Origin of the sequence: Desertihabitans aurantiacus, from assembly GCF_003344635.1 — a bacterium.
In the GTDB taxonomy this organism is placed as follows: domain Bacteria; phylum Actinomycetota; class Actinomycetes; order Propionibacteriales; family Propionibacteriaceae; genus Desertihabitans; species Desertihabitans aurantiacus.
Window position 1 is genome coordinate 1 of record NZ_QPKK01000107.1, and the last position, 12,394, is coordinate 12,394.

Annotated in this window: 14 protein-coding genes; 5 read left to right on the plus strand and 9 right to left on the minus strand. The window is 73.6% G+C overall.

All coding sequences use genetic code 11. The annotated features are described in order from the left end of the window. On the plus strand, positions 1-598 hold a 598-nt coding region (locus tag DVA66_RS10335), incomplete at its 5' end, for a fructosamine kinase family protein (RefSeq protein ID WP_157973944.1). Between the two features lie 24 nt (positions 599-622). Beyond that, complete coding sequence (locus DVA66_RS10340) at positions 623-1,288, plus strand: TenA family protein (protein ID WP_114560016.1); 666 nt, start codon at positions 623-625, stop codon at positions 1,286-1,288. Positions 1,289-1,301: 13 nt separating this feature from the next. Here the strand turns inward: DVA66_RS10340 and DVA66_RS10345 are convergent, their stop codons facing one another. Next, positions 1,302-2,153 (minus strand): DUF1206 domain-containing protein, encoded by an 852-nt coding sequence (locus DVA66_RS10345; protein WP_232821884.1) that lies wholly within the window; start codon positions 2,151-2,153, stop codon positions 1,302-1,304. Positions 2,154-2,293: 140 nt separating this feature from the next. Here DVA66_RS10345 and DVA66_RS10350 point away from each other — a divergent pair, with 140 nt between their 5' ends. Both DVA66_RS10350 and DVA66_RS10355 read left to right on the plus strand, forming a co-directional pair. Beyond that, positions 2,294-3,412 carry a carboxylate-amine ligase gene (locus DVA66_RS10350; RefSeq protein WP_114560017.1) on the plus strand — a complete coding sequence of 373 codons (1,119 nt, stop codon included), beginning with the start codon at positions 2,294-2,296 and terminating at the stop codon, positions 3,410-3,412. Between the two features lie 47 nt (positions 3,413-3,459). Next, complete coding sequence (locus DVA66_RS10355) at positions 3,460-5,331, plus strand: ABC transporter ATP-binding protein (protein WP_114560018.1); 1,872 nt, start codon at positions 3,460-3,462, stop codon at positions 5,329-5,331. A 25-nt stretch (positions 5,332-5,356) separates the two neighbouring features. On the opposite strand, the gene DVA66_RS10360 is transcribed toward DVA66_RS10355, so the two are convergent. The 7 genes from DVA66_RS10360 to DVA66_RS10390 form a co-directional block, all read right to left on the minus strand. Beyond that, positions 5,357-5,743, minus strand: coding sequence for a hypothetical protein (locus tag DVA66_RS10360; protein ID WP_114560019.1), 387 nt, complete (start codon positions 5,741-5,743; stop codon positions 5,357-5,359). 78 nt (positions 5,744-5,821) lie between these two features. Next, entirely contained in the window at positions 5,822-7,438 is a 1,617-nt protein-coding gene (locus DVA66_RS10365) for a polyamine aminopropyltransferase (protein WP_198671649.1), read from the minus strand. Next, a complete protein-coding gene (locus DVA66_RS10370) occupies positions 7,435-7,665 on the minus strand; it encodes a DUF350 domain-containing protein (protein ID WP_114560020.1) in 231 nt (76 codons plus the stop codon). The genes DVA66_RS10365 and DVA66_RS10370 overlap by 4 nt, the downstream gene beginning before the upstream one ends. A 25-nt stretch (positions 7,666-7,690) precedes the next feature. Further along, positions 7,691-8,386 (minus strand): hypothetical protein, encoded by a 696-nt coding sequence (locus tag DVA66_RS10375; protein ID WP_157973945.1) that lies wholly within the window; start codon positions 8,384-8,386, stop codon positions 7,691-7,693. Then, entirely contained in the window at positions 8,386-8,730 is a 345-nt protein-coding gene (locus DVA66_RS10380) for an S-adenosylmethionine decarboxylase family protein (protein WP_114560022.1), read from the minus strand. The genes DVA66_RS10375 and DVA66_RS10380 overlap by 1 nt, the downstream gene beginning before the upstream one ends. Positions 8,731-8,772: 42 nt before the next feature. Next, complete coding sequence (locus DVA66_RS10385; RefSeq protein ID WP_114560023.1) at positions 8,773-9,444, minus strand: alpha/beta hydrolase; 672 nt, start codon at positions 9,442-9,444, stop codon at positions 8,773-8,775. Positions 9,445-9,476: 32 nt separating this feature from the next. Then, positions 9,477-9,965 (minus strand): glutathione peroxidase, encoded by a 489-nt coding sequence (locus DVA66_RS10390; protein ID WP_114560024.1) that lies wholly within the window; start codon positions 9,963-9,965, stop codon positions 9,477-9,479. Between the two features lie 81 nt (positions 9,966-10,046). Between DVA66_RS10390 and DVA66_RS10395 the strand changes: the two genes are divergently transcribed. Further along, positions 10,047-10,892, plus strand: coding sequence for an NAD-dependent epimerase/dehydratase family protein (locus tag DVA66_RS10395; protein WP_114560025.1), 846 nt, complete (start codon positions 10,047-10,049; stop codon positions 10,890-10,892). 9 nt (positions 10,893-10,901) lie between these two features. On the opposite strand, the gene DVA66_RS10400 is transcribed toward DVA66_RS10395, so the two are convergent. After that, on the minus strand, positions 10,902-12,394 hold a 1,493-nt coding region (locus DVA66_RS10400), incomplete at its 5' end, for an alkaline phosphatase D family protein (protein WP_114560026.1).

The window sequence follows — 12,394 nt, forward strand, 5'->3', positions numbered from 1 at the left end:
CGCCGCGCTGGCCCGCACCCACGCCGCGGGCGCGTCCGGCTGGGGCGCGCCGCCGCCCGGGACCAGCGGCGAGGGCTTCCTCGGCGCCACCGTGCTGCCCACCCCCGGGGAACCGCCGCGCTCCTGGGGCGTCTTCTACGCCGAGCACCGGGTGCTGCCCTACCTCCGCCTCGCCGTCGACGCCGGCGCGATCGACGCCGCCGGCGCCCGGGTGGTGGAACGGTGCGCCGACCGGCTGACCGAGGACGCCTTCGAGGCCGACCAGCCCGCTCTGGTGGGGGACGGCGTCGCCCGGCTGCACGGCGACCTGTGGGCCGGCAACCTGCTCTGGACGCCTGTCGACGGCCGGGTCGAGGCGGTGCTGATCGACCCCGCCGCGCACGGCGGCCACGCCGAGACCGACCTCGCCATGCTCGCGCTGTTCGGGACGCCGCACCTGGACGAGCTGCTCGCCGGCTACCAGGAGGTCTCCCCGCTCGCCACTGGCTGGCAGCAGCGGGTGGGCCTGCACCAGCTGCACCCGCTGCTGGTGCACGCCGCGCTCTTCGGCGGCGGCTACGGGACGCAGGCGGTCGCCGCGGCCGGCCGCTGGGCCTGACCGGGCGACCGGCAGGATGGGCCCGTGACGCTGCCGCTGACCACGACCACGCCCGCCGGGGGCCTGCTGCACCGGGCCCGTCCCGCACTCGAGCCGGGGTGGCGGCGCTGCGTCGACCACCGCTTCGTCCGCGAGCTCTTCGCCGGCACCCTCGACGACGCCGTGCTGGCCGGCTACCTGGTGCAGGACCACCAGTTCTTCGACGGGTTCCTCCGCCTGCTCGGCCAGTCGCTCGCCTCGGCCGACCGGCTCGGGTCGCGGCTGGTGCTGGCGCGGCAGCTGGGCATGCTCGCCGACGACGAGAACACCTACTTCACCGACAGCTTCCGTGCGCTGGGCGTCGACCCGGCCGAGGCGTCCGCACCCCGGCTCCGTCCGTCGACACAGGCGTTCCAGCAGCTGATGGCCGAGGTCGTCGACACCCGCCACTACCCCGATCTGCTGGCCCTGCTGGTGGTGATGGAGGGGGTCTACCTCGACTGGGGCAGCCGGGACGACCTCGGCGAGCCCACCCGGGCCGAGCACCTGGGCTGGGTCGAGCTGCACCGCGGACCCGACTTCACCCGCTGGTGCCAGTGGCTGGTCGACGAGCTGGAACGGGTGTGCGGCCCGGACGACCACGACCGGCTGACCGCGCTGATGCAGCGCACCCTGGCACTCGAGGAGCGCTTCTTCGACGAGTGCTGGTGAGCCCTGCGCGGGCTCAGCCGTGCGCGGGCCGGCGCGCCCAGACGAAGCAGTACAAGCCGTAGCAGGCCACCCCGAAGGCCATCAGAACCAGCAGCACCACCCCGAACGGCTGGTCGCGGACCGCCTTGAAGGCGACGTCCAGGCCGCCGGCGCGGTTGGGGTCGTGGGTCACCGCGGCCGCCACGAACAGGCTGGCCACCACCAGGAAGGCGATCCCCTTGGCGACGTGGCCGACCACGCCCAGCGCGGTGCCGACCGTGCCGGGATCGCCTCGCAGGTCCTCACGGAACTTCCGCCGGACCCCCTTGACGCCCATGGCGACCGCCACCGCGGCGATCGCCGCCGCCCCCAGCAGCACCACCACGACACCGGCCGGGTGGCCCAGCAGCCGGCCGGTCAGGCTCTTCTCGGCGCCACCACCACCGCCACCCGACCCGAGCGCGGTGAGCAGCGCGCTCACCCCCAGCGCGGCGTAGAGCACCGCCCGCCCGAGCGAGCTCAGCCGCTTGCGGACCCGCTCCAGGTCGGTCCGGTCCAGGTGGCCGATGGCCGCCTCGAGCAGCTGCCAGAGGCTGAGCGTGAGCAGCCCGGCCGCCACCACCACCAGCAGCACGCCGCCGAAGGGCTGCTCGGCCAGCTCCTGCATCGCCCCGGTGTTGGACGCCGGCTCCTGCGACCCGCCGAAGGTCAGCTGCACCGCCAGCCAGGCGACCAGCAGGTGCACGACGCCGTAGGCCACCAGCCCGACGGTGACCAGCCAGCGGTAGAGCGGGTTGTCCTGGATGGCGTGGCCGGCGTCCTCGGCCGCGTCCTGGGCCTCGTCGGCCTTGTCCCGCACCTCGTCGGCCGCCTCATCCATCCCCATGCGGCGGACTCTAGCCCGCGCCGGCGCGCCGCTCGGTCCGAGAGCTCCGGCCGTCACCCGGCCGTCACCCGGTCGCACTACGATGCTCGACGGTCGCCCCAGCCACGGGGTGCCCGTCGTCCCGCCCCGAGGAGCACGTCTTGGCAGCACAGGTCCGGACGCTCGGCGTCGAGGAGGAGTTCCTGCTCTTCCGCAACGGCTCCGCCCGTCTCGCCCCCATCGGCCCGGCCGTCGCCCACGAGGCCACCCAGCGCGGCGAGGGCCAGTTCGAGCACGAGTTCAAGCAGCCGCAGGCCGAGCTCGCCACCGCACCGTCGGTCGACCTCGACCAGATCGCCAGGCAGCTGCGCGACCGCCGCGCCGAGCTCGCCGCCGCCGCGCAGGCTCGGGACGCCAGGCTCGTCGCCGTCGGCACCAGCCCCATCCAGGACGACGCCGCCACCACGCCCAGCAGCCGCTACCGGCGGATGGACGAGCTGTTCGGCCCGGTCGCGGTGCTCAACCTCACCTGCGGGATGCACGTGCACGTGGGGCTGGACTCCGACGAGGAGCGGGTCGGGGCGGTCGACCGGATGCAGCCCTGGCTGCCCGCGCTCACCGCACTCAGCGCCAACTCCCCGTTCTGGGGCGGTGACGACACCACCTACGACTCCTACCGCAGCATCGTCTGGCGGCAGTGGCCGACCGCCGGCGGCACGCAGCCCTTCGGCACCCCCGCGGCCTACCGCGAGGCCCAGCGGCAGCTGATCAACAGCGGGGCCGCCCTCGACGAGGGGATGATCTACTACTCCGCCCGCCTCGCCGAGCGCTACCCCACCGTGGAGGTGCGGGTCTCCGACGTCTGCGCCCGCAGCGCGGACGCCGCCACCATCGCCGGGCTCACCCGCGCGCTGGTCAGCACCGCGGCCGAGCAGTGGGCCGAGGGACGTCCGGCCCCGAGGTTCCGCCACGAGCTGCTCCGTGCCGCCTACTGGCGGGCTGCCCGCTTCGGGGTGCGCGAGCGGCTGGTCGACCCGGTCGACGGATCCACCGCGCACGCCTGGGACCACATCGAGACACTGGTGGAGATGGTCCGTCCCGCCCTCGACGCCGCCGGCGACACCGAGCGGGTGACCGAGGGGCTGGAGCAGATCCGCACCCGCGGCACCGGCGCGGCGCTGCAGCGGGCCCACCGCTCGGCCGGCTCGCTGTCCGACGTGGTGGACGCCCTCACCGAGGCCACCACCGAGACGAGCACCAGCGCCGCCCGCGGCGCCTGAACCGCCGCGCTGGACCTCCACCGCGGTCGAGATCCTAGGTTGGCCCCATGAGCATGGAGCTGACGGCCTACCAGTCGATGTGGTCGGCCATGCGGGGCGGCGAGCAGCGTCCGATCACCCGGGCGACGTTGCGCCGGATCCTCGCCTTCGCCGGCCCGCACCGCCGGCTGGTCGGCGCCTTCCTGGTCACCAGCGTGCTGGCCGCGGCGTTGGCGGTGGCGACGCCGGTGATGGCCGGTGAGGTGGTCAACGCGATCAGTGCCGGCGACCCGTCGGAGGTGGTGGTGCGCTGGGCGCTGCTGATCGCCGGTGCCGCGGTCGCCGAGGCCGGGCTCGGGCTGCTCACCCGGTGGTTGTCGTCGCGGATCGGCGAGGGGCTCATCCTCGACCTGCGCAGCCAGGTCTTCGCCCACGTGCTGACGATGCCGATCGCCTTCTTCACCCGCACGCGCACCGGGGCGCTGGTCTCGCGGCTCAACAACGACGTGATCGGGGCGCAGCGGGCCTTCAGCCAGACCCTGTCCGGGCTGGTCACCAACGTCGTCGCGCTCGGGCTGACCCTCGCCGTGATGCTCACCCTCAGCTGGCCGATCACGCTGGCCGCGCTGGTGCTGCTGCCGGTGTTCGTGCTGCCGGCCCGCCGGATGGGGCGCCGGATGGCCGGATTGCAGCGGGAGGCCGCCGACCACAACGCCGCGATGGGCAACCGGATGACCGAGCGGTTCTCCGCGCCCGGCGCCCAGCTGGTCAAGCTGTTCGCCGACCCGGCGGCCGAGACCGCGGAGTTCACCGAGCGGGCCGAACGGGTGCGCGACATCGGGGTGCGCACGGCGATGGCGCAGACAGTCTTCATCACCGCGCTGACGCTGGTCTCCGCGCTCGCGCTGGCCCTGGTGTACGGGATCGGCGGCGTGCTCGCCAGCGACGGGCGGCTGGACGCCGGCACCGTGGTCTCGCTTGCGCTGCTCATCACCCGGCTGTACGCGCCGCTGACCGGACTCGCCAGCGCCCGGGTGGAGGTGATGAGCGCCCTGGTGAGCTTCGAGCGGGTGTTCGAGGTGCTCGACCTGGTGCCGCTGATCCGGGAGCGGCCCGACGCCGTCGACCTGCCCGACGGCTCCCTCGACGTGCAGGTGCAGGGCGTCGACTTCACCTACCCCTCCGCCTCGCAGGTGTCGCTGGCCTCCCTGGAGGACGTCACCGTGCTGGACGACCGCCCCGACGAGCAGGTGCTGCACGACGTCTCGTTCACCGTCCCCGCCGGCACCATGACCGCATTGGTCGGCTCCTCCGGGGCGGGCAAGTCCACCATCGCCCAGCTCATCACCCGGCTGCAGGACGTCGACGGCGGCCGGGTGCTGATCGGCGGGGTGGACGTCCGCGACGCCCGGCTGGCCTCGCTGCGCTCGTCGGTCTCGCTGGTCAGCCAGGACGGCCACCTCTTCCACGACACCATCCGGGCCAACCTGCAGCTGGCCTGGCCGGAGGCCGAGGACGAGGCGCTGTGGGACGCGCTGGAGCAGGCCCGGCTGGCGACCCTGGTGCGCTCGCTACCGGCGGGGCTGGACACCGTGGTCGGTGAGCGCGGGTACCGGCTGTCCGGCGGTGAGCGGCAGCGGCTGACCATCGCCCGGCTGCTGCTGGCCCGTCCCCGCGTGGTCGTGCTGGACGAGGCCACCGCCCACCTCGACTCCACCTCCGAGGCGGCGGTGCAGGCCGCGCTGGCCACCGCGTTGGCCGGGCGGACGTCGATCGTCATCGCCCACCGGCTCTCCACCGTGCGCGCCGCGGAGCAGATCGTCGTGCTGGAGGCCGGCCGGGTGGTCGAGCGCGGCACCCACACCGAGCTGCTGGCCGCCGACGGCCGTTACGCCGAGCTGTACCGCACCCAGTTCGCCGAGGGCCGCGCCGCCGGCTGAGCGGCCGGGTCGCGCAGCCCGCGGGTCACCGTTCGCCGGGCAGCACGTCCACCAGGGCCTGGGTGCGCTGCAGCACCGCGTCCTGCAGCGGCACGAGGTCGTCCAGCCCCTCGGGCACCTCGGCGTTGAAGACCGGGCGCACCTCGAAGGCCAGGTCGAGCAGCTCCTCGCGGGTGGGCACCCGCTGGCGCAGCATCATCGCCTGCCCGGCCAGCCGGTCGTACTCGGCGGTGCGGGCCTGCCAGCCGGGGTTGGCGCTCAGCCGCGGGTGCTCGCGCAGCCCGCGGACCAGGGCGTCCAAGGACTGCTCGAGCTCGTGCAGCTGTCGTCGCCGGGCGTCGACGTCGAGCTCGATCGGGACGTCCTCGCCCTCGTCGTCCCCTCGTCGGAACCACTTGTCCCAGAAGGCCACCGCTGCTCCCGTCCGCTCACCCCGTCGCGTGTCGGCCTCACTGTAGCGAGGCGGTCCCACAGCGTCGGTCGGCGGCGATCAGTAGCGCCACCGCCGCATGTCGCCGTCGTAGGCGGCCAGCACCCGCGGGGTGAGCAGGGTCGACGGCGCGACGTCCCAGCCCTCGGCGACCGGGCGCCCGTCCGCGGCCGGGGCGAGCCGGGTGCTGGTCCACAGCGTGTCCGCGTCGTGGTGACGCAGCCCCGGCGGCAGCGGGGACGCCTCGAGCAGGCCGGGCACGCTCCCGGGCTCCGGCTCCACCAGCACGCCGCCCGGCCCGCCGGGGACGGCGAGCGCGAACCCCCACTCGCCGAAGGTGGGCACGTTGACCGACAGCGGGACGACGGTGCGTCCGGGCATCCCGGCCGCGACGGTCGCGGCCACCTGGCGGTGCGCGGTGGGGGTGAAGAAGGAGGAGGTGGCCTGGGTGGCGAAGACGCCGTCGGGGGCGAGCCGGTCGGCGACCCGCTGGTACATCTCGCGCGAGTACAGCTTGGCCACCCGGTCGTCGGCGGGGTCGACCAGGTCGGCCAGCACGACGTCGGCGGCGGGGCCGGGCTCGTCGAGCCAGCCGAAGGCGTCGGTGCTGACCACCTCCACCCGCGGGTCGGTCAGAGCGCCGTCGTTGGCCTGCACCAGCAGCCGGTGCTCGCGGGCCAGCCGGGTCACCGCCGGGTCGAGGTCGACCACCGTCACCCGCTCGACGCCGGGGTGGCGCAGCACCTCCCGGGCCAGCATCCCGTCCCCGCCACCGAGCACCACCACGGTGCGCGGGTCGGGGTGGGAGGTCATCGCGGCGTGGGCCAGCGTCTCGTGGTAGCGGGCCTCGTCGACGGTGGAGAACTGCAGCTGGTCGTTGAGCCAGAGCCGGACGTCGGCGCCGTAGGCGGTCACCACCAGCCGCTGGTAGCGGGTGGTCTCCTGGTGCACCACCGGGTCGGGGTACTGGCGGGCGACCGCCGCCCGCTCCAGGGAGGAGCTGGCCGCGAACAGGGCGAGCAGGAGCAGCAGGGCCAGCAGGCCGACGAGGTTCCAGCGGGTGCGCACGCCCATCCGCCACAGCATGAACAGCGCCACCCCGACGTTGAGGACGGCCACCGCGGCGGCGGTCCGGGCCAGCCCGAGCACCGGCAGCAGCAGGAAGGGGAAGAGCAGGGAGGCCACCAGGGCGCCGAAGTAGTCCAGCGCCAGCACCTTCGACAGCAGGTCGACCGACTCGTCGCGGCCGCTGGAGCGCACCACCGAGACCAGGAGCGGGATCTCCACCCCGATCCCGATCCCGACCGCCAGCGAGAGCACCACGAAGACCACCCAGTAGACGTCGGTGGCGGCGAACGCCCAGTGGATCAGCAGCACCGAGCTGCCGCCGGCCAGCGCGAGCAGCACCTCGTTGCGGGCGAAGTTGAGCCCGGGGTCGGCGGTCAGCCGGGACGCCAGCAGCGACCCCAGGCCCATCCCGAACAGGGTCAGCCCGGTGGCCAGGGAGAAGGCGACCACGGAGTTGCCGAAGAGGTAGGAGGCGGTGGTGCCGAGGATCAGCTCGTAGACGATGCCGCCGACCGCGACCAGCAGCGCGGCGGCGAAGACGGTGGGCCGGTCCAGCTCCGCGCGGCGGCGCCCGCCCCGGCCCGCGACCGCCGCGGGCGTGCTCGTCACGGGGAGATGATGGTGCCGGCGATGATGATGGCGATCGCCACCGCCAGCCCGCCGAGCATCACGCCGAAGGCGACGTTGTGCTCCTTGACCAGCTCGCGGTGCAGCTGCAGCCGGAACAGCTTGTTGACGACCACGATCGTCAGCACCATCAGCACGATGCCGATGACGGAGTAGACGAGGGTGGACAGGAGGGGCATCAGGCTGAGGGAGTTGGTGTCCTCGGTCATGGTCGGGCCTTTCGTCGGTGGTCGTTCACTTGCCGATCCCGCCGCCTCCGCCGCCGTAGCCGGTGCGGCAGTCGTCGACGGTCTGGCCGGCGCGGGGGGTGCAGTCGGTGGCGCGGCCGGGTCCGCCGCAGGTCACCGCGCTGACCAGGACGAAGACGAGGACGGCGAGCGCGGTGAGCAGGCCCCGCCAGCTGCGCGGGGCGATCCGGCGTCCGAAGTGCTGCTTCTGGGCGGTGAGGTCGAGGGTGCGGGCGGCGTAGGTGTCGAGGACGCGGTCGTCGAAGCGCTCCACCACCACCCGGTGCGGTCCGCCGACCTCGCGCAGCTCGGCGTAGGCGACCTGCTGGCCGTGGGTGATGTCGTAGGTGAACCCGCCCTCGAGGTGGTCGATGGTGCCGGCACCGGCCTCCACCACCCTCCAGGTGCGCTGGTGGCCGTCGACGGCGGCGACGACCCGCTGGTCCTGGCGCAGCTGGGTGGGGTCGAGCTGGGGCTCGCTGGTCGCCGGCCAGTACAGCGAGACCTCGCGGGAGTAGTGGTCGTAGGCGACCCAGAAGTCGAGGTTCTCATAACCCAGGAGCTCCCACTCCTCCCAGTGGTAGAACTTCCGGTCCGCGGGGTCCCACTCCTTGTAGACCGCGACACCGTGCGGCATCGAGCGCCACGGCGGCTCTCCGATGAGGTGGCGACCCAGCCGCATCCTCAGCCGGGGGCGCGCCATCAGCGGAGCTCCCGGACGTCCACCGCGACGGCGCCGAACCGCTCCCGCAGCAGGGCGACGGTGCGGGCGGTGAAGTCGGCGTCGGGTTCGCGGCAGGTGGTGAGGGTGACGTAGGCGGTGCCCTGCTCGGGCCAGGTGTGCACCGCGATGTGGGACTCCGCCAGCAGCACGGCGATGCTCAGACCCTGCGGCTGGAAACGGTGCGAGGTCTCCCCCAGCGGCGTCAGCCCAGCACCCTCCACCACCTCGGCCAGCACCGCGCGGACGCCGTCCAGGTCGTCCAGGCGTGCGGCGTCGGCGGCACCGACCTCGAAGAGGTGGACGGTGTTGCGGGCGGGGACCACACGCGCTCCTCGGCTGCTCGGCTGCTGCGGACAACCCGCAGGCTAGTGCTCCCGGGGGCCGATACCCGTCGTACCGGGCCAGGCGCCGCCGAGCTGGTGCCGGAGGAAGTCCGAGAGGTCGTCGAGCTCGGCCTCGGCGACGGAGTGGCCCAGACCGGGGTAGCTGTGCTCGGTGAGCTGCAGGTGATCACGCATCCACTGCTGGGTCCAGCCGACCAGCAGGGACGGCACCAGGGTGTCGGACTCACCGCGGGCGTAGAGGGCGGGCAGCCGGCGTCGTCGCAGTGCCTCGGGGGCGACCGTGGTGGGCGAGACGAACCCCGACAGGTTGACCACGCTGGCGAAGCGTTCGGGTGCGGCGCAGACCGCCTCCACCGCGGTGCAGGCGCCCTGGGAGAAGCCGAGGACGTGGACGGGGCGGTCGAGACCCTCGGCGTCCATCCACTCCAGCACCGCGTGCGCCGAGGCGCGGATCTGGGCGGGGGTGACGCTGGCGTCGAGGGGGAACCAGCCGTAGCCGCCGTGGCGCCGCAGCGGTCCGCGGAGGAAGGCGACGGCGAGGTCGGGCGGCAGCCGACGGTGCAGCTCGAAGCCCATCGACTCGTTCATGCCGTGCCCGTGCAGCACCAGCAGCACCGGGTCGTCGGGGGTGCGGGGGCGGGACCAGCGGACGCTGGAGCGGTCGATCTGCAGCAGCGGGGGGTCGGTGCTCATGCGGAGGTGGTACCCCGGGAGCGGCGGGTCGCTCAGGCGGGGTCGGCCAGGGCCCGCTCGATGTCGCCGGTCAGCGAGGCGGGCTCGGTCTGCGGGGGGTAGCGATCCAGCACCCGGCCGTCGCGGCCGATGAGGAACTTGGTGAAGTTCCACTTGATCGCCGAGCCGAGCACGCCGCCCTTCTCGGTGCGCAGCCACTGGTAGAGCGGGTGCGCGCCGTCGCCGTTCACCTCGATCTTGGCGAACATCGGGAAGGTGACGCCGTAGTTGCGCTGGCAGAACTCGCTGATCTCGGCGGCGTCGCCCGGCTCCTGGTGGGCGAACTGGTCGCAGGGGAAGCCGAGCACGGTGAACCCGCGGTCGCGGTAGGTGTCGTGGAGCTGCTGCAGCCCCTCGTACTGCGGCGTGAGCCCGCACTTCGACGCGGTGTTGACCACCAGCACGACCTGGCCGAGGTGGTCGGCGAGGTCGGTGTCGCGGCCGTCGAGGGAGGTGGCGGAGAAGTCGGCGAGGGTCGTCATCCACCCATTCTGCGTCGGCGTCCGGAGCCGGGGTACCTCGCCCCGGTCGGAGGTGTACCGCGTCGAGCAGAGGAGCTGCGGATGAAGGTCGTCGTGACCGGTGGGACGGGCCGTGCGGGTCGGTGGGTGGTCCGGGAGATGGCCGAGGCGGGGCACGAGGTGGTCAACCTCGACCTCCACCAGCGGCCTGAGCTGGAGCTGCCGGGGACGTTCTGCCGGGTGGACCTGACCGATGCGGGACGGGTCTACGACGCGCTGGCGCAGTTCCGGCCCGAGGTGGTCTGCCACCTGGCGGCGAACCCGTCGCCGAGCGGGCAGGCCCGGATCGACGTCTTCGACACCAACGTCGTCAGCGCCCACAACGTGCTGCAGGCCGCCGGCGACCTCGGCGTCCCCCGGGTGGTCTACGCCTCCAGCGAGATGGCGACCGGGCTGCTGACCGAGGGCGTGACGCCGGCGCGGATCCCCTTCGACGAGAGCGAACGGCGCCCCTCCCCCAACACCTACGCGCTCAGCAAGTTCATCAGCGAGGTCATCGCCGACTCGATGGCTCTCGCCTCCCCGGGCACGGCCTGGGTGGGCCTGCGGATCAACAACGTCATCGACCCGGACGGCTACGACCGGTTCGCCGCGGAGTGGGACGACCCCAGCCTCAGCATGGCCAACTTCTGGAGCTACATCGACGCCCGCGACGTCGGCACCGCCTACCGGGCGGCCGCCGAGGGCACCAGCAGCGGCCACGAGGTCTGCCTCATCGCCGCCGCCGACACCCGCGCGAAGCGGGGGCTGCGTGAGCTGATGGCGGAGCACTACGACGGCTACGACTCCTTCGCCGACGACTACACCGACCCTCGCTCGGCCTTCGACTGCAGCCGGATGCAGCAGCTGTTCGGCTGGATGCCCAGCCACAGCTGGCGCGACCGGTAGTGGTCCGGCTCAATCAAGGCTGCGGACGCTGCCCACCCGGGCGCCGTGGCGCAGCATCCACGTCCGCGTCCCGCTCATCCCGCCCTGCGGGTCGCGGATCTCGTTCGTGAGGTGGTAGGTCGTGGTCCAGCTGGTGCCGGTGACGGTGTGCACCGTCAGGCCGTTGTACTGGTTCCAGCCGCTGCCGTCGGTGTAGCCGTAGGCGGCGAGGAAGCCCGGGCCGCCCTCGCCGGCGGCCAGCACCTGCTCCCAGTTGGTCGCGCTGCCGCTGGACATCGCGGCGTTGACGAACTCGGTCGCCACCGGGGCGGAGGCGACGTCGTCGGGGTCGGCCTGGACGTGGGTGACCATCCCGCAGTGCAGGTCGCCGGCCAGCACCACCGGGTTGAACCCGCGGGGGTCGGCCTGCTTGCGGGCCAGCAGTCGGTCGGTCACCTGGCGTCGAACACCCGGGTGGCCCTTCCACATGCCGCCGCGGCCGGCCCAGCTCGACATCGGGCTCTGGGTGCCGATCGCGGTGAAGCGGGCGTCGCTGGTGTCGAGGTAGTCGAGCAGCTCGGCCTGCTGGGCAGCACCGAGCAGCCCGTCGGCGCCCTCGTGCTGGCGGATGTCGGTGAGGAACAGGTCGAGGGTGTCGGCCCAGCGCACCCGCTGGTGCAGCCGCATCCAGAACCGGCCGCCGGCGTCCTGCTCGGGCCGGTTGCGGAACGGCAGGTTCTCCCAGTAGACGCGCAGCGCCGCGTTCCAGCGCACGGGCCGCGCCCCGAGGTTGCCGCCGCGGACGTCGTTGAAGAACTCGTGGTCGTCGGGCACCGCGAAGACCGGGAAGCGCCGGTGCAGCTCGCGCAGGCTCTCGCGCTGCTTGTACTGCCCGTAGCGGGTGCGGTAGCCCACCAGGTCGGTGACCGGCTCCGGCGGCAGGTGCGCGGCCCGGCCGAACTCGTAGATGTAGTCACCGAGGTGGACCACGAAGTCGACGTCGTGGTGGCGCGCCAGCTCGGTCATCGCGGTGAAGTGCAGCTCGGCCCGGCCCTCGGCGAGGTTCTGGCAGTTGATCACCGCGAACCGCACCGGGGTGAGGCTGCCGGGAGCCGGCAGCGTCCGGGTCTCCCCGACCGGGCTGGCGTGGCCGCCGGCCAGGAACTGGTAGTAGTACCGCGTCCGCGGCTGGAGGCCCTCGACCAGCGCGTGCACCGAGTAGCCCTCGCTCTGGACCGCGGTGTGGGTCTCGACCCGCAGGCAGGTCCGCTCCTCGGCCAACCGGGCCGCGGAGGTCGCGACCCGCAGGGTGACCGGCACCTCACCCTGCCCGCGCATGCCGAAGGAGGTGGAGGCGTCGGTGGGGGCCGGGGCGAGACGCGTCCACAGCACCACCGAGGTGGCGTCGGGGTCGCCGGAGGCCACCCCCAGGCGGAACGGGTCGGCCGCGAGCTCGGCGCGGGCCGGGAGCGCCGGGGCCAGCGTGGCCGCGGCCAGGCCGGCGCCCGCGGTGGTGAGCAGCC